Raw genomic sequence first — 15,201 nt, 5'->3', positions numbered from 1 at the left:
ATCAAGGCCACTGCGGTTGGGGTGGTATGCCAAATACGCCATTGGCATAAGCCGAACCAACACCAGCGTACGTTCCATTGGGAATCGGAACTACGGAATCGCCGGTGGGTTGCGTCCATGTCGAAACGCCATCCCACTCCACCACATTGGAGACGACTCCGTTTTGGATTACCGCGTAGGTAGCCATCATGCGTACTCGAAAACAACGACGATCCCTGCCGTACCTGAACCGCCTGTTTGCGCTGCGCTGGAAGCGCCGTTGTAGCTTCCTCCACCACCTGCACCGCGCCCGCTTGCAGCGATACCCGCATTGGCAGTCGGGGTAGGTGCACCTCCGCCATAGATCGAACCCGGGCCAGGCCCTGCGATGGTCAATGCGTTGGTCACACTCACATAAAACGTGAATCCGGTTTGCCCATTTGCGCTGATGATGTTGCCGCCAGAAGCTGTACCTCCGACTCCACCAGCTCCGGCGACGAAACCACCTGCACTGATGGATGACGCGCCACCGCCGCCGCCGCCATTGGCAGTGAGGAACGCGCCGAAAGTCGTATTACCCCCAGCTGATCCAGCAGCTCCAGTACCGCCAGTACCCGCCGCTCCGATAGTGATGGCCGCACCGCTGAATCCGGAGGTAAGACGACTCTTGGCGTAACCTCCGGCACCACCCGAACCACCAACGGAGTTTTGGGATGCAGCCGTAGCGACCGCACCGGCTCCCCCACCTCCACCACCGATCGCTTCGACCACGATGCTGTTGGTTCCGGTAGTCGGCGTGTACGTCCCGCTGGACGTGAAGACTTGCACGTTGATGAGTGCGCCCGTCGGATAACCGAAGACCGGATCAGCCGAAGACCCCTGACTGATCAGTGCTTGGCCGGTCGTAGCGCTCGGCCCAACCGTCGCGACGTTTGCAGCTCCTTCGCCGACCATCACACCATGCGCAGTGATGGTCGTCAGGCCGGTCCCCCCCGCTGCCGGTGCCAGAGTCCCCCAGTTCGGATCAGCGGACGCACCGCCCGAAAGCAACGGTTGTCCTGCCGTGCCGGCAGTGGTCTGGTTGATCGCGGCCGTGCCTTCTCCAAGCAACACGCCGTGAGCGGTCAACGTGGTTCTGCCCGTCCCTCCACCCGCGACTGAAGCCGTGCCGAAAGACGGATCCACGGCTGAACCATTTGACACAAGCGGAATGCCAGTGGTCGCGCTGGGTGCGGCGAAATTGACCGGGCTCGATCCTTCTCCGATGAGCACCGAATTCGCATTCAGTGCGTTTCTGCCAGTACCACCACTCGTTGCCGAGATAGGCGACGATGTCGTCACGGTCACGCCTGAAATCGTACCGCCCGTGATATTCACGGCATTGGCGTTCTGGTTTGCCATCGTGCCGGCCGGCGAGCCATTCACCCCGGATACGGTCGGGTTCGGATAGCTTCCGCTCAGATCTCCACCTGCGGGCCCCGTCGGATCGGACGCCACGTTGTTCAGTGCGGCAGTCGTCTGGTTCGCGAGCGAATTGATCGCAGTCTGGATCTCATTAGGTGGGACGTCCTTGCCTTCCGCCCTGACCTGATAGGGAGTAATTCGAAATGCGTCAGACATGGAGCGCCTCCAGCCTTTCCTGTGAGCTCGGATGCAACGCGCTGCCCGGGTGTGGATGCCGTCTCAGGAACATACGGAGACCGGCAGCCAAACCCTGCTCTTTCACGTACCGATCGGCCGCCAGTTCCTGTTCTCGAACCCGCGCGAATACCCATTCCGGACGGATCAGAAGCTGCAGCGTGATAAGCCACCAGAGGCGGCGCCACGGATCGCGTCGGATCAGGTGCGCGCGCTCGTGCGCGATTACTGCATCCTTCTCGATCGCTGATAGGGAGCGGAAGAACATGCCGGTTTGGATAGTTCCCCACGGCGTGCAGCGGGCCACGAAGCGTTTCATTCGTCACCCCAGATACTCAAGACGGATGCGCACCGCGTACTTCATTGCGCCTGCCGTACCGGATGCATAGTTGCTCGTCTGATACGTAATATTCGTGTTGGCCTTCGCATAGAGGATTTGAATCCCTTGCCCGAAAGCGCCGGCTGCATTCGCAGTATTCGTCGGCGTGACGGTACCTGCCAGGAGCGCGATGCCCGAATCGCTGTCCGTCCAGCCGATGCCGATATTCGGCAGTGTGGATGACGCGCCGTCAGGCGTCGTCTCTACCGCATAGCACGACGCCCGGTACAATCCCGCACCGTTTGCCGGAACCGAGTAAAGCGTTGCTGATGCGATGTTCGCGTTCTGATTCACCGCACCCGTCAGCGCAGTTTCGATAGCGACACCGTTCGCTACCAAAGGGATGCCTGCGTACTGCGTGAGCGCATTGGTGATCTTCGCGACGGTCGGATTCGGGTACGTTCCGGCCAGGTCTCCACCGGCCGCGCCGCCCGGCGTCTGGGGCTGCGTCGATAACGTGTTCAACGCCGATTGCGTCTGGTTAGACAGACTGATGATCGCCTGCTTCAGCGATGCGGGATCCGCCATCCCACCCAAGATTTGCAGGATCGACTGCGCGAGCTGGAATTGATCCGACATGCTTTACCTCGGCCCCGCCATCGGCGATTGAATTTGGTCTGGATGGATCATGCCTGCCGGCCCTTGCGGCCGAGGCTGCCCCGGTTGTGCACCGGGGCGTGGCGTACCTGCAACGCCAGGACCTGCGCCGCCCGGCACACCCGGTTGCCCAGGCTGCGGTTTCGGTGCCTGTTGAGCCTGGAGCTTCGCCTGCATGGCTTGCTGGTGCTGCTGGATGTGCGCGCGGAACAGACCATGCGGATCGCCCGTGAGCTGCGCGGCTTGCAGGTGTGCAGCGATATGCGCGCGGTCGTCATCGGCCTGATGAATCTCAGCCGGTAGACCGTTGTGCATCATCAGGTTCTCGTCCTGCGGATCGAGGTGGAACAGGTTCCTCTCGTCGATCAGAATGCGCGGCGCGACCTCGGGCCCGAAGATCTGCTCGGTGCCGTATTCAAGGATCGGTCCGATGTTCAGACGTCGACCGTCAAGCTGCTGCGGCGGGATACCTCGCAGGACATTCATCCACGCGATCATCTGTTGCATGCGCTGCAGATTCTGCTGATACGACGTGCCGCACCAGCGGAAGAAGTAGCGCTCACCGAACGCCTGCGGCGGGATTACCTGCAGGTTCGCGCGTGCGCCAAGCTCGCCGAGCACTTCGACGGTCAGTTCTTCGGTGCGGAACTGCCGGTCGAGTTCGAACATCCATTCGACTAGCGGATTGAGGATCACTTCCTCGTACCGCTTCGCATTGTCGATGATGTTCGATTCCTGCTGCTGCGCCATGGCGGCCATCTGCGCCTGGTTCTTACGGCCGGACGGCATCTTCCCCAGCATGGCATCATTGACATCCATCGATTCGTTGATCTGCTGCTTCAGGTTCTCGCAGAGCGGAATCGCGTCCTTATAGATAGCCGGGAAGTTCGCAAACTTCGTCTTGCTCGGATCGGTCAGCCACACCGCGGCGAGTCCTACCACCATCGACTGGTAGTTCGGGTTCGACAGCGGGTCGACCATGGTGATCGGCAGCAGGCTGTACTGTGCCGAATCCTGTCCCATGTTCCAGAAATCGTTCAGGTTCCATTGCAGGAACTTGACCGGCTCGATCTTCGAGATGCCAAAGAAAGATCCAGTGATTCGCTCGATCGGTGCCGAAATGATCGGTCGCTTGCCGGACCAGAACGGGTTCCGGATGATCCCAAGGATCACGTCCTGACCAGCGAAGTACACGAAGCACGGCTCTTTGCCGTTGCCGAGATCCAGGTTCGTATGGACCTCGTAGACCAACGCATACTTGAACGTGCCTTCCGTGCGGATGCCGGCGTCGCCGGTGCGCTTTTTCGGCGGCACGTACTTCTCGCGTCCGCCATCCGGCTTCGCGAGGTTGTCGATCAGCTCCTTAGCCGATACGCCGACGAAGATGCCCTCGTCGACAAACCGCTCGACCGCGTCGATCGTCAGGCGCAGCCGGATCGCGGTCGCGGTGGCCTTCTCGATGTCATTGCAGGTCGGCGGATAAACAGCTAGGTCCTCGGTCGCGAATTGCACGATGTCCGGACCTTCGGTCGTGACTTCCTTCTCTTCCTTTTCCCAGTCCCAGTCGTCCTCGTCGGCGGTGACGTCTTCGACCTCCGCGCCGAGCTCGTGATCCTCGAGGATCGGCGGCTTCTTGATCAGCTCGGTGACCCGACGCTGCGTGCGCGTCCAGTCGACGTAAAGGTTCCACTGCCCGGTCACGTCGCCGGCGATCAGGTCCGCACGCACGACGTCCTTGATAGCGGCCGAGCGAATGTAATGCTCGAGCAGGCTGATCTGCGCGAACGGGATGTTGCCGTCCGGGCCGGTCGCGCCGACGTGCTTGTGGTTCACGGGAAAGAGTTGCGCGATCGTGCGCTTCACGCGCGCGTTGACCGCGTTTCGCACGGCGGGGATGTAGCATTGGGAGTTGCCGGAGTACTGCTGGTTCTCGTCCGGCTGGGCGTTGTAGATGGACCAGTACTCGGCGCAGCGGTCCATCTGCTCCTGCTTGTTCTCGTAGCACTTCGCGATCTTCGGGTACAACTTCGCCGCTTCGGTGTAAGCATCGGAATCGGGCTGGTCAGCCCAGTTCTCGACTTCTTCGCCCATTTTCTCAGCGTCAAGCGCCCGCGCGTCCAGTGTTTCGACCGCGGGCTTATCGTCCTGCTTCTTTGGCTTCTTCGATCGGGCCATGGAAGGATCAGCCGATCACCTTGCCGCGGAGCTTGCGCTCGAGCGACGTGCCAGTGCCTCGGTCGCTCGGCGTGCGCTTCGGCCGATCGTCTCGATTCGGTTTCTTCGCAGTCTTCTCGGCGAAGAAGTCACCGACCGGTCGCGACTCTGAGCGCGTACCCTGGAATTCGCGGCGCTTCTTCACGATCACAGACCCGGCTTCGACATCTTTTCGCGCATCGGTCCGCCCGACATGCGCTCGCCGACCTTTTCGGCCTTCCCGTACGCGCCGCCCTGCTGCTTGCCCTTGTAGAAATCCGATGGGCGCTGCGACGGCGCCTTGGGGGTGATTTTGCGATCGACAGCCATGGTCATCTCCGCGGCAAAGTGGTCAGATAGCTCACACCCTGCGGATTCACGCCCATGTTCACGCCTTCCGGCAGGACGTCCGCTTGCTGCGAGCAAATCACGTACACGGCCGCTTCGAGACCCTCGATGAGGGTACGGTGCGGACCAGTCTCGGGGAGCGTATTCCGGTTTCCCGCACGGTCGACTGGGTAGTTGTAACCGCCGGCCATCGCGTTGAGCGTGTGCTTCGCCCCTTCGTGGTCGACCTGGAACAGGCGGCGTGCCTTGGCCTCGGTGCGGATCAGCGGCGACAGCGCGCCGCGCGCGACGTTCACGTAGGCGCCGCGCATCGGGTACATGTTCGCGGCACGAAGGGCGGCCACGATCGGCATGCGGTCGGCCTGGTCGAGCACATCGGCCGGCAGCCATGTCGTCACGCGTGCGCGTGGAAAAGCGGCGCGCACGAGCTGCGTGATATCGGATACAGCTTCCTTGGGAGGTACTGGCGAGATCCAGTCAGCCACGACGACGATTCGCTGCCCCTCGATGCAAACCAGGGCCGCGGTTGTCTCCGTGCCGTTCGAATTGAACGTCAAGGCAAGGGGATGCTGCTGACTCGGCTGGTAATCGGACACGATGTTCCACTGCCCGAAATCCTCGTACACCGGAGAACCCGAGAACACGCGCTGGAAGTACGCGAGCGCGTTGAGGATGTCGCGCTTACCGCTGGGGAAGTTCAGTATCTCGGCGACAAGCTTCGGGTGCTGGCCTTGCCCGCCGACCAGCACGATGTCACCAGCCTCGAAGAACGGCTGCATGCCCATGATGAACTGCATCTTGTCCCGATCCTGTGGTGCAGTGAGCGGACGAAGCGCCAAGGTCACGCCGCGGCGAAGCATCTCGGCTCGCATTGGCTGCAGCAACCACTCGTCCAGGGAGTTCTTCTCGATCGCTACCGTGGCATCGCCATAACGAGCCGATGTCTTAAATGCGTCGTCTATCACTTCATCCGGCTTCCAGAATTCCCCGGAAGACGCGTGTACGTAGATCTTCGTGCCAAGGCGGCTGACCACCACGCGACCGGTACGGTCGCTCTTTTTCACGTCGGTGGTTCTGGCTGGATCGGTAATCACCACCTTCGGCAGCCACGGCGCCGGATCGACTGCACATTCCCGGATATGCTCACTCTCGAACGGCTTGTCCTGCGAGCCGATCGCCATGAGCATGTACTCCTGCATGAAGCCCCGGAGTTGCCCGGCCCGCTCCATCTCGTCGCGCTTCCGGCGGACCCAGTCCATCGGATAGCGTTCCGGCCACATCGCCTCCGTTTCCGGATCGTCGATGTCTCCCTTGCAGATCGGGTAACGACGGCTCGTCCAGTCCTGGTTTTCGCGCAGCCGGGTGATCATGCAGTCCTCGGCCAGCGGCGTACCAGTGACCCGGATCTTGCCCTTGACCTTGTCCATCGCCGGGATCAGCTCGAGATATAGCTTACGCATCGACGCGTCGACCGCCGTCTTGTCCTTGACCCGCTCCTTGTTCTCGATATCGTCGAGGTACGCTCGATCGGGGCGGATGTCGCGCCACTTGAAGCCGCGAAACTCCTCTTCCCAGCCGTGAGCCTCGAGCAGAACGCCGTTCGAAAGCTCCATCTGGTGCTCGTTCCAGACGCGCCCCGACTCCTTGAGGCGGCCAAAGAGACCCTGCAGCTTCGTGTTGCGGGTCGCCTCGAACTTGATCGCCTCGAGACGCTGGCAGGCCTTCGTGTACGTCTCGCCGATGATCAGGCAGTACCCGAAGTTGCCGAAACACGCCTCGATCAGCAGGTGCTCCTCCGACAGCGTCGACTTCGCTCCCTCCCGGAACGCCTCGATCAGCACCCACTCGTCCGCACACCGCCAGAGGTCCATGACCTCGACGTGGAACGCCGGAGACGCCTGAGGATGTCGATGCGGGAACAGCATCGCGGAACCGAGCGCACGATCATCCGAGATCGCTTTTAGCAACGCCGCATTGGTCAGGGCCATGACTTTCCTCCTCGCGGAGGATCATCAATGTTTTTCCCGCGTGCGGATCGGAGAGAGGGTTCGCGAAATTTCGTCACCCCCGTCCGTGGGGCCCAGGGTGGCCCCAGAGTTAGGATTTCGTAAGGAACGGATGAGAATCGCTCTCATTGGGCCGTGATAATGCCCTGTTTCGACTGATAGCGTCCATTATGTCAAATTGATGTGCAGTGCACCAACTCAATATAATCAATGACTTATGAAATTTCTGCGGCGGGCCAAGATGCGGTTCTCGACGAACGCACTGCAACATGAAAGGTTTCGAATGTGACAGAAAGGAAACTGAATGGATGGAGGCGAAGCGGGAAACGGGTATTTTTGAGGCACCCAGCACACCCTCTTCCTCCGTTTCCCACCCCTTTCCTCCTCCCCTGAGCCTTTCCTCGCGCGTACGTGCGCGCACGCGAGGGATTGAGCCCGCTCAGCCTGCGGACATTCGAAACCTGCTACCGTCTTGGCTGGCGGCCACGGGGTGTCGCCGAAACTACGGAGATAACAAGATGACGGACCAAAACTACGAGGAACTGCGAGCTCGCCTTGACGCATTGGAACTGGCGATCATGACGATTACGAAGGGAGATCGAAACGTGCTTTCCGAACTTCAGGCGGCCTTCACTGCGGAGTTCAATCTCGCTTTCAAGAAGGCCGCGGAAGTCGATACGATCGACATGGGCCAGGTGCGTATTGCACCGAAACCGACGCGTAATCGTGAGCGAGAACAAGCGAGGGTGAATGAGCTGCGCCGTCTCGGTCGTTTATTCGGAGCGGGACTCTAACCTCGTTTCACCCCATCAAGTCTCAACAGGGTAACGCCGTTAAGATGGGTAGAGACAGGAGGATCACATGCTCTACGCCATCTTGACGCCGGAAGACGAAGCACCGATTGGCTACTTCGATTCGTCCGCTGCACCGACAGTCGAAGAGTTGGCCGACTACTGCGCGGAGTTCGCAGGATTCGCGAATCGCGATGATTGGATGGAAGCGACCGGCGTCGACGCGATTGCGTATGCGCCGGTGCATTAGACTTCGGTCAGATCAGCTTTTCGGTCCTTGTCGCGGATACGATGATTTTCGAAAAGTAGTCACTGTCGTCCATCCCGGAAAGCGTGCCGTCGAACGTGCGGAGGGATTTTCCGACGGTGACATTCACGTCAATTCCAGCCGGCGCCTTCGCAAGAAGATCATTGAGCTTGTCCAAAGTCACGTTGACGTCTTGTACCCAAGCCGTTAGTTGCCCCTGTTTTTCTACATCGTTCGTCATTTGGTCTCCGTTTTTCCAAAATGCTCGCACTGCCACGAGCCGGAGCACCTTACTACAAGGATTTGACCTCCTGCAACGGGCGCAACCTCCCACCCGCTTTTTTTGAAGCGTTGCTAGGTCGCGGCGGGTATATCCGGCTTGGTCGACCTGCTGCGCCTTGGTGCGTTCAGCCATTCCGGTCGGTCCTGGCGGTGCATCTCCGCCATTCAGCCACGTTTATCGAGCTGGCGCGACACCAGTTGTTCGGGCCTGGGCTAATGGGCCCCCGTCGGACGTTTCTTCTATCCCGCGCTGCCTATTTGCGGCATCCGCTTCGTTGGCGATCTGGCATACGCGACACACCCATCTCCTGCCCTTCGCTTCACGCAGCATGGCGACGATGTCCAGTCGCCATAGGCGCTTGCATTGCGGGCAGATGGAGGATTCGAGGCGCATTCCAGAAAAAGACGCCCGGGCGTGCCGGGCAAATCACCGTAGTGAAGGAGACGAAACCACGTTAAAGCGGTTTCCCGCGCTGAACGATCCCGCACATGATCTGGTGAAGTTCCGCTGCAGTCAGTTCTTCTCGGTCTTCGCATGCGCTGGGCAGCGGCTTTTTCGTCCGGGCGTAGAGCAGGATTACGCCGCGTCTGATACCTCGTGCCCCGCTCGATTTGGCGTAGGAGATCGAGTTGGCGATGTACGTATAACCTTCGTCCGTCAGCGCCGTGAGGTATTTAGAGATCGTCCCCCGGGGCACACCGATCTGCAAACCGAGACTCGCTTGGGTAAGCATGCCCTGCTGCTCGAGCAGCTCGCAGATGCGGTGGCCGACGAGATCCGGATTGGACAGGTTGCGCAGCGAAATCATGCTTCTGCTCCAACCCAAGACAGCATCACACGATCTAGGTCCGTCGGCGCCGGAATACGGAATGGCACCGAAACACGCGCTGCGTCGCGCTGCCGGCTCTCCGCGATACGCGCAGACTTCGGCATAAGCGGCACGACGGGCGGTATCGGCTTCTGGGTACGCGTGTAGCGCTTGGGGCTACCCGACGCGGAAACGAATCCCGCTTCGGCCAATGCATCGAGCTGACGAGCCGTCGCCCGCGGATGGATGCCCCGCACCTCGGCGATCTCGTTGATCGTCATGGCGCCATTGCTCGCGAGGAGCAAACAAATCTGCCGCTGCGCCGATCCGTTCCGCTCGATCTGCTTCATGCCTCAGCCTCCAGCTCAACCCGGCTGAAGGGCAGATACACGTACGGCCGGCGACTCTCGCTTGGCCCGAACTGCATGCAATCCCGGTTGAAGAACAGCGCGAGCGACCGGCGCTGCGTCTCGCCGTTCCGCGCCTTCAACAGCGTCAGGAACGCGTCCGGCTCGTCGACACTCTCGTCGTCCTCATCCTTCTGAGCCGACCAGACCGAAAACACGTTGTCCGCGGCGTCCGTGATCTTTCCGCTGCCGCCGACGTCCATCTTTCCCGGGCTGCGCTTTTCGTCCTGGCCCTTGCGCGGGTGAGCGACGAGGTGCACGTGGACGTTGTACTGGCGCGCGAAGTTAGCGAGCAGGCGCATCGCCTCTTTCTGCGCCGTCATCGCGCCGTGTCCATCTTCCGGTACGTCGGTCATCATCAGGCTGTCGATCACGAAGTGGCGGATCCCGTAGCGCTTATAGCCGTACGTGAACACCGTCACCAGGCGCTCGATCGCCGCGACACCGACGAGATCGAATACCCACATCCGATCGCGCAGCCACGCGCCCATGTGATCGAGATACTCCGGTGCCGGGCGATCAAGGCCGCCCAGTTGCTTGGCGATCCGCTTGCCCTGCATCTCCGGCCGCATCTCGCCGGAAAATACGCATGCGCGCTCACCCTGACACATCAGGCCGATGAGCACCTGCCCGAGCAGCAGTGACTTGCCGTGCCCATTGATGCCCGTCCAGACTGTCACCTCGCCCGGTCGGAACTCGAACCAGAGTTCGTTGCGGCCGCAGAACGACAGGTACGGGGAACTCGAGTCCTCGTGCGCCGGGTAGAACATCGATTTGACGTTCGACCAGAAGCGTTCGATCGACTTGAGCTCGTCCGGATCGAAGCCCGATGCCTGATCGCAGCAGCCGAGAAAGTCCGCGGGTGTAGCGCCGGACAGCAGGTATTCGTTCGCATCCTTCGATTCGCCGAAGAACACGACGCGGCAACGCTCGATACCGAGGCGGTTTGCGACCTCCTGAGCGCCCTTCCGGCCGGCCTCGTCGTTGTCGTAGCAGAGCAGGATCTCGCTGAAACGCTCGAGGCGCTCCCAGTCGCTGTCGATCCATTGGTGGTTGCCGGCGCCGGCGTTCACCGAAAGCGCCGGTATTCCGACCTGATGTAACGTCATGGCGTCGATTTCGCCTTCGGAGATCGCAACGACGCGCTGGGCCGGGTCGATCAGGTTCCAGCCGAACAGGCACGGTTCAGCGCCGGCCTCCTGCCGCATGTCCTTCTTGTCCGCAATGTTCCGGTACTTGGCGTTGATCAACTCGCCGCCACGGAGGTACGGGAAAACGATGTGCGTCTTCGGCCCGTTGCTCTGCTCGGCGATCTGGAAGGCCTTCACGGTCTCGGGCGTGATGCCGCGGCCATCGAACCATTCGTCGAGCAAGCTGGTCGGGCGCGTGGCTTTCGGCCGGGCCGGACGCTGGTACGTCGGTGCCTGCCGCTTCGGCATGTCGTCCCGCACGCCGAGGAACTGCTTCGCCTCGCGCATCGCGTCGGCCACCGACAGCGATCGGCACGCACACCAAAGATCCAGCAGGTCACCCGCCTCGCCGCTGGCGAAATCCTTCCATACGCCCCGCTTGGCGCCGCTGAGGCACAGCGACAGGCTCTGGCCCTTCTCGCCCGCCGTACTGCCGGACTTCCATTCCTTGCCCGATTTGCGACCGTTGGGCAGCAGATGCTCAGCGACGGCTGACGCGTGCTGCGCCATCAGTTCGGCCAGTTCTCGCGCGTTCATGCCCGAGCCTCCTGGCGAACGCCATTGGCCCAGAGATGGGCAGACCGTTCGCTGCAGCCGGCGTTGATTGCCTGCCACTGGTACGTGAACCCTGCGGCTTTCCACCACGGCACTGCATCGCCGCCAGCGAAGAGATCGCTGCCTGCCGGCTGCGACTTCGCGAATTCCTCGAAGTGCCGATCACGACCGAAGAACGTCGACGCCTGCTTGACGTACCGGGTGCCGATGTTCCCTGCAGCCTTCATCGCCGTAGCGTAGGCAACCACCGCCGCGACCAGCACGTTCGGATCGATGCCTTCACGGATCCGAGCGTTCCATGCCCGCTGAGCTGCCTGCTTCGAATTCGAGCCTTCACGCTTCGGATACTGCTGCCACGCCTCATCGAATTTCGAATCGCACGAACGAGTAGGTTTACTTCCTGGTTTAACTTCCTGTTTTGTGGTGCTGTCAGCACCCACCCCTCCCTGCTGTGAGCACCTACCCCCGGTGCTGTCAGCACCCACCGTAGGTGCTTTGTGCACATACCCTTCGGTGCTAGCAGCACTTACTCCCCCCACGGATGACCCCACCCTCAGGACGTACTGATTTGGAAGATTGACGCCGTTTTGAGTCTGTCTGCGAATCTCTATCAAGCCCTTCTTCTCGATCTCCGCGATCGCTCGGCGAACGGAATCCCGGCTCATGCCGCATTCCTTGGCGAGGGTATCGTGTGACGGGTCGCAACGCCCCGTGTGCGCGTTGCAGCAGTTCGCCAGCATGAGCAGGACGAGCTTCTGGAGGGCCGGCAAGTCCTGCTCGACAGCCCACGTCATGGCCTGGAAGCTCATCGCAAGGACTCCTGGATCGCCAGTTCCATAACGAGCCGTTGGTCGGCGCTACGCGCACGAATCTCGCTGTACATCGAGTGCTTGCACACGCGCCGCCAGAGCGGCGTTGCGGCCGGCGATTCGAGCAACTTTCCAATCGCGCTGATGCGGAGCTCGCGCTCGTAGTCGGCGCGGGCCTGCCCGGTTACTTCGGTGACGTCCGCCTGCTCGATCGACCAACCGCCGAGATTCGGCACGCTGAATCGTCGCAGGCGCCGCGGCACCGAAAACGCCTGACACGGCGGAGTCGTAACGATCACATCATCTTCAATGGCTTTCATGCTTACCACCTCTGCCCAAAATCCAATAAGGATTCCTAACCCGCAATGAAAAAGCCCCGCCTTTGGGGAAAGCTGCCGGCGGCCAAGCCGGTTCGGTTTGCCGGAGGGTTCGGCTTACCTCAACTCTCCCCAAAAGCGGGGCCTCCCTCTTTCTCCGTCGATTGGCAGTCGACGGACATAGCCTACTGCGGTTTCCCGGCCATTTCTGGCGTACTCCGGGTACTCGTAGTCCTTCCAACGCCCGCAGACCCCGTCATGCCAAGCGAGAAATCGTTACAGCAGTGGCCGTGGATAATGCGCGAAGTGTGTCTGGATAAGGCCACCAGCCATTCACCGACGCGGTTTTTCAACATCGTGTCGTTGAACTTCTCGATCACGGAGACCGCCGTTTCGATCAGGATGTTTGGCTGCCGAATACGTCACCGAGATTGATGAGCTAGTCGTCGATGTTCGTGCGCATCTCGGATGGATTTCACGCCGCCTCCCGCCCTTCCTGAGGCGCCGCGGCATAACCGAGCGGATCGGCCAGCCACCGGTGCACTTCGGCGTTGCTGTAACAGGAATGCGTGCGGCTCATTCGGATCGGCTGCGGAGCCTTGCCGGCGATCCCTAACTTGCGCCAGGACTCGCGGCACATCGGAATAAAGGGCGCGATCTGTGCCCATTTGGAGAGGCCGACCCGCGGGAGGATCGGCTCGGTCGGCTTACCGGAATCGGCTGGCGCTGCTGTCTTCTTCACTTTCGCTCACCTTTGGCACGTTAGGCACGGCTGGTGAACTAATCATAAGAAGCACGCGAGTTTCGGCATAGGACGCATAGCTGCTTGGCGTCCCCGCCTTGCAGCAATACGACCCCGCATAGCAGCTATGCGTCCTTTTCGACGGCAGATTGCTGGCACGCAGAAGGCTCTCCGAACTTTAGGTCGGACTTCCTTAGCCATTGTGCGATCGTTTTTTCTGCCCGGTCTTTCGACAACCCCGTATTTGCAGCCTCAGGCATTGCCAAGATTGCGGCGCAGATCCGCTTAGCAGCGTGGTTGGCACTTCGATACTGCCCCTCGCTCGCAAGCCGAACCGCCGCTTGCTTCAGCGGGGCATATCTGTCGGCTTTGGCTTCACCACCTCTTCTCCCGCGTTCCCGAAGAATTTCTTCAACTGCTTTATTGGCTGCATCTTGACCGACATCCTTTCCGGACTTCATTCTCAAAATATATTTGAGACTTTCCGAACTCCTACCTAAGAACAATAAATCATATAGACTCCTTCCAATCGAATGACCGCGCCTCATATTTTCAATAGCGTCCTCCGATACCACAATCGATACGCGAAGCATTGCCAGAAACATCAGAACCGCATTATCCCGACCTATTTTCCTGAATTCTTGAAAGTCCTCGGGAGGTTCCTCCGCAATTGATACCATTTGCTCTATTTCATGGTCAGACACATCAGGAAACCAGGAACGAATCTCCTCGTATTCCGTCCTTAATTTTTTGAAATTATTTTCAGACATGTTGACAAGCATTGCCAAGTCAAAGTCTGTGAGCGTGTGCTTGTTCGCCATTTCTAGTACCTATATCGATTAATACAAATAGCCTAGCCAGACGCAGTGCATATCATTATCCCCCACGGGCCTCGCACGGCATGTTGCGGTGCAACTTACTGGTGAAGGAGCCAGTAGTCCGGATCCTCCAGTTCGAGGATCGGATCCCAGCTTTCGAAACACGGCCCGCATCCCTCGAACGCGCACATGTGAAAGAGCAGATGCAGAGCTTCGTCGAATCCGGTCCGCTCGTCGCCGTTCAGAGTTGCCGCGACCTCGCGGATCTTCGCTGCAGTCTGATGAGGATAGTTGTGCTCCGGATCGGCGCGCCACTCGCGCATCTTGGACACGAAAGTCTGTACGCCGGCCCGGTACGCCGGAGACAAATAGCGCTTAGTCATGACGCACCTCCTTGTCTCCCGCCTCGATGGCAGCAACAGCAGAATTCACCAGTCCGGCGGCTATGCCGGCCGACGTGAGGACGGCGTACAGCTGGCTCGTATATTCGGTGCTGTTGGAGGCAGCATCACGGAGCACGTCGAGCGCGACAGACAGGTGACTCGACGCGGACTCCAGAGCATCGAGTAACGGGAGGCCGCCCGTGACGGAAAGCATGCTGGTCATCACGCTGATGTTGGGAAGCGTCTCGGGCAGCGTTTTCAGTACGCGAATGTCAGTCATGGCGAACCTCCGCAGAATCCTGCGGGTCCGCGTAGATCTGTGCATCCCCATTCATTCGGTCCGCGATATCGGCGACGTATTTTCCGATGAGTTCTGCGGCGTCCAGCAAGCCGAGATGCGCCGAGTGTCCGAGCGGCTCGGCATCGTGCATCTCTGGCTCGCAAAGGCTGTTGTGAACAATTCTGGCAATCGTCTCTATGGCGTTCGACGCACGGCTGACATCAGCGATCAGACTACTAGGAATTTTCGACAACTCGGGAGTGTCATCGAGAGACCAATGGTCGCTCGTCAGCGCTCCGGAGAAAGCCGGATCGGTGTAGTCAGGTTGGGGAGTAGAAACTGCGGACGCGTTTGAACCAGGCATGTCGGCCTCCAATGTCAGAACCGAAGACCCGCATCCCGTCGCCAAACGGGGTGGGCGGGCACTGAGC

Annotated in this window: 20 protein-coding genes; 2 read left to right on the top strand and 18 right to left on the bottom strand. The window is 60.3% G+C overall.

Annotated elements, in window-relative coordinates:
* Nucleotides 1-186: 186 nt before the first annotated feature.
* Genes Q3A80_RS23470 through Q3A80_RS23440 form a run of 7 tightly spaced genes read right to left on the bottom strand, consistent with a single transcriptional unit; the run spans nucleotide 187 to nucleotide 7,122 of the window.
* Nucleotides 187-1,599 (bottom strand): glycine-rich domain-containing protein, encoded by a 1,413-nt coding sequence (locus Q3A80_RS23470; protein ID WP_446331258.1) that lies wholly within the window; start codon nucleotides 1,597-1,599, stop codon nucleotides 187-189.
* Nucleotides 1,592-1,936 carry a hypothetical protein gene (locus tag Q3A80_RS23465; protein WP_446331257.1) on the bottom strand — a complete coding sequence of 115 codons (345 nt, stop codon included), beginning with the start codon at nucleotides 1,934-1,936 and terminating at the stop codon, nucleotides 1,592-1,594. Before Q3A80_RS23465 ends, Q3A80_RS23470 begins: the two co-directional genes overlap by 8 nt.
* A gap of 3 nt (nucleotides 1,937-1,939) precedes the next feature.
* Nucleotides 1,940-2,575, bottom strand: coding sequence for a hypothetical protein (locus Q3A80_RS23460; protein ID WP_446331256.1), 636 nt, complete (start codon nucleotides 2,573-2,575; stop codon nucleotides 1,940-1,942).
* 3 nt (nucleotides 2,576-2,578) lie between these two features.
* The gene (locus Q3A80_RS23455; protein ID WP_446331255.1) at nucleotides 2,579-4,768 is read right to left on the bottom strand and encodes a hypothetical protein; all 2,190 of its coding nucleotides are present in this window, start codon (nucleotides 4,766-4,768) and stop codon (nucleotides 2,579-2,581) included.
* 7 nt (nucleotides 4,769-4,775) lie between these two features.
* Nucleotides 4,776-4,958, bottom strand: a complete 183-nt coding sequence (locus Q3A80_RS23450; RefSeq protein WP_446331254.1) for a hypothetical protein — start codon at nucleotides 4,956-4,958, stop codon at nucleotides 4,776-4,778.
* Nucleotides 4,955-5,116 carry a hypothetical protein gene (locus Q3A80_RS23445; protein WP_155624950.1) on the bottom strand — a complete coding sequence of 54 codons (162 nt, stop codon included), beginning with the start codon at nucleotides 5,114-5,116 and terminating at the stop codon, nucleotides 4,955-4,957. The genes Q3A80_RS23450 and Q3A80_RS23445 overlap by 4 nt, the downstream gene beginning before the upstream one ends.
* 2 nt (nucleotides 5,117-5,118) lie before the next feature.
* A complete protein-coding gene (locus Q3A80_RS23440; protein ID WP_446331253.1) occupies nucleotides 5,119-7,122 on the bottom strand; it encodes a hypothetical protein in 2,004 nt (667 codons plus the stop codon).
* Between the two features lie 536 nt (nucleotides 7,123-7,658).
* Between Q3A80_RS23440 and Q3A80_RS23435 the strand changes: the two genes are divergently transcribed.
* Complete coding sequence (locus Q3A80_RS23435; RefSeq protein WP_446331252.1) at nucleotides 7,659-7,934, top strand: hypothetical protein; 276 nt, start codon at nucleotides 7,659-7,661, stop codon at nucleotides 7,932-7,934.
* 67 nt (nucleotides 7,935-8,001) lie between these two features.
* Nucleotides 8,002-8,181 carry a hypothetical protein gene (locus Q3A80_RS23430; protein WP_060010973.1) on the top strand — a complete coding sequence of 60 codons (180 nt, stop codon included), beginning with the start codon at nucleotides 8,002-8,004 and terminating at the stop codon, nucleotides 8,179-8,181.
* A 7-nt stretch (nucleotides 8,182-8,188) separates the two neighbouring features.
* Here Q3A80_RS23430 and Q3A80_RS23425 read toward each other — a convergent pair whose 3' ends face one another.
* The 11 genes from Q3A80_RS23425 to Q3A80_RS23375 form a co-directional block, all read right to left on the bottom strand.
* Entirely contained in the window at nucleotides 8,189-8,593 is a 405-nt protein-coding gene (locus Q3A80_RS23425; RefSeq protein ID WP_446331251.1) for a hypothetical protein, read from the bottom strand.
* 322 nt (nucleotides 8,594-8,915) lie between these two features.
* Nucleotides 8,916-9,269, bottom strand: a complete 354-nt coding sequence (locus Q3A80_RS23420; protein WP_446331250.1) for a hypothetical protein — start codon at nucleotides 9,267-9,269, stop codon at nucleotides 8,916-8,918.
* Nucleotides 9,266-9,619: a MarR family transcriptional regulator gene (locus Q3A80_RS23415; RefSeq protein WP_446331249.1), complete on the bottom strand. Its 354-nt coding sequence runs from the start codon at nucleotides 9,617-9,619 to the stop codon at nucleotides 9,266-9,268. Before Q3A80_RS23415 ends, Q3A80_RS23420 begins: the two co-directional genes overlap by 4 nt.
* Nucleotides 9,616-11,403 (bottom strand): toprim domain-containing protein, encoded by a 1,788-nt coding sequence (locus tag Q3A80_RS23410; RefSeq protein WP_446331248.1) that lies wholly within the window; start codon nucleotides 11,401-11,403, stop codon nucleotides 9,616-9,618. Before Q3A80_RS23410 ends, Q3A80_RS23415 begins: the two co-directional genes overlap by 4 nt.
* Nucleotides 11,400-12,230: a helix-turn-helix domain-containing protein gene (locus Q3A80_RS23405; protein ID WP_446331247.1), complete on the bottom strand. Its 831-nt coding sequence runs from the start codon at nucleotides 12,228-12,230 to the stop codon at nucleotides 11,400-11,402. Before Q3A80_RS23405 ends, Q3A80_RS23410 begins: the two co-directional genes overlap by 4 nt.
* A complete protein-coding gene (locus Q3A80_RS23400) occupies nucleotides 12,227-12,550 on the bottom strand; it encodes a hypothetical protein (protein WP_446331246.1) in 324 nt (107 codons plus the stop codon). Before Q3A80_RS23400 ends, Q3A80_RS23405 begins: the two co-directional genes overlap by 4 nt.
* Nucleotides 12,551-13,022: 472 nt before the next feature.
* Nucleotides 13,023-13,289 (bottom strand): helix-turn-helix transcriptional regulator, encoded by a 267-nt coding sequence (locus Q3A80_RS23395; protein ID WP_446331245.1) that lies wholly within the window; start codon nucleotides 13,287-13,289, stop codon nucleotides 13,023-13,025.
* A 125-nt stretch (nucleotides 13,290-13,414) separates the two neighbouring features.
* Complete coding sequence (locus Q3A80_RS23390) at nucleotides 13,415-14,110, bottom strand: hypothetical protein (RefSeq protein ID WP_446331244.1); 696 nt, start codon at nucleotides 14,108-14,110, stop codon at nucleotides 13,415-13,417.
* 95 nt (nucleotides 14,111-14,205) lie between these two features.
* Nucleotides 14,206-14,490, bottom strand: a complete 285-nt coding sequence (locus Q3A80_RS23385; protein ID WP_446331243.1) for a hypothetical protein — start codon at nucleotides 14,488-14,490, stop codon at nucleotides 14,206-14,208.
* Nucleotides 14,483-14,770, bottom strand: a complete 288-nt coding sequence (locus Q3A80_RS23380) for a hypothetical protein (protein ID WP_446331242.1) — start codon at nucleotides 14,768-14,770, stop codon at nucleotides 14,483-14,485. The genes Q3A80_RS23385 and Q3A80_RS23380 overlap by 8 nt, the downstream gene beginning before the upstream one ends.
* On the bottom strand, nucleotides 14,763-15,201 hold a 439-nt coding region (locus Q3A80_RS23375), incomplete at its 5' end, for a hypothetical protein (RefSeq protein WP_446331241.1). The genes Q3A80_RS23375 and Q3A80_RS23380, both read right to left, overlap by 8 nt.

This window comes from Burkholderia sp. SR8, from assembly GCF_052851275.1.
This window is presented reverse-complemented; position numbering and strand designations above follow the sequence as displayed.

Bases quoted from the DNA above. Each gene is read 5' to 3' on its own strand.
- Q3A80_RS23455 (WP_446331255.1), bottom strand. From the start codon at position 4,768: ATGGCCCGATCGAAGAAGCCAAAGAAGCAGGACGATAAGCCCGCGGTC.
- Q3A80_RS23420 (WP_446331250.1), bottom strand. From the start codon at position 9,269: ATGATTTCGCTGCGCAACCTGTCCAATCCGGATCTCGTCGGCCACCGC.
- Q3A80_RS23385 (WP_446331243.1), bottom strand. From the start codon at position 14,490: ATGACTAAGCGCTATTTGTCTCCGGCGTACCGGGCCGGCGTACAGACT.
- Q3A80_RS23440 (WP_446331253.1), bottom strand. From the start codon at position 7,122: ATGGCCCTGACCAATGCGGCGTTGCTAAAAGCGATCTCGGATGATCGT.
- Q3A80_RS23415 (WP_446331249.1), bottom strand. From the start codon at position 9,619: ATGAAGCAGATCGAGCGGAACGGATCGGCGCAGCGGCAGATTTGTTTG.
- Q3A80_RS23390 (WP_446331244.1), bottom strand. From the start codon at position 14,110: ATGGCGAACAAGCACACGCTCACAGACTTTGACTTGGCAATGCTTGTC.
- Q3A80_RS23460 (WP_446331256.1), bottom strand. From the start codon at position 2,575: ATGTCGGATCAATTCCAGCTCGCGCAGTCGATCCTGCAAATCTTGGGT.
- Q3A80_RS23405 (WP_446331247.1), bottom strand. From the start codon at position 12,230: ATGAGCTTCCAGGCCATGACGTGGGCTGTCGAGCAGGACTTGCCGGCC.
- Q3A80_RS23380 (WP_446331242.1), bottom strand. From the start codon at position 14,770: ATGACTGACATTCGCGTACTGAAAACGCTGCCCGAGACGCTTCCCAAC.
- Q3A80_RS23430 (WP_060010973.1), top strand. From the start codon at position 8,002: ATGCTCTACGCCATCTTGACGCCGGAAGACGAAGCACCGATTGGCTAC.
- Q3A80_RS23410 (WP_446331248.1), bottom strand. From the start codon at position 11,403: ATGAACGCGCGAGAACTGGCCGAACTGATGGCGCAGCACGCGTCAGCC.
- Q3A80_RS23465 (WP_446331257.1), bottom strand. From the start codon at position 1,936: ATGAAACGCTTCGTGGCCCGCTGCACGCCGTGGGGAACTATCCAAACC.
- Q3A80_RS23425 (WP_446331251.1), bottom strand. From the start codon at position 8,593: ATGGCTGAACGCACCAAGGCGCAGCAGGTCGACCAAGCCGGATATACC.
- Q3A80_RS23400 (WP_446331246.1), bottom strand. From the start codon at position 12,550: ATGAAAGCCATTGAAGATGATGTGATCGTTACGACTCCGCCGTGTCAG.
- Q3A80_RS23470 (WP_446331258.1), bottom strand. From the start codon at position 1,599: ATGTCTGACGCATTTCGAATTACTCCCTATCAGGTCAGGGCGGAAGGC.
- Q3A80_RS23445 (WP_155624950.1), bottom strand. From the start codon at position 5,116: ATGGCTGTCGATCGCAAAATCACCCCCAAGGCGCCGTCGCAGCGCCCA.
- Q3A80_RS23435 (WP_446331252.1), top strand. From the start codon at position 7,659: ATGACGGACCAAAACTACGAGGAACTGCGAGCTCGCCTTGACGCATTG.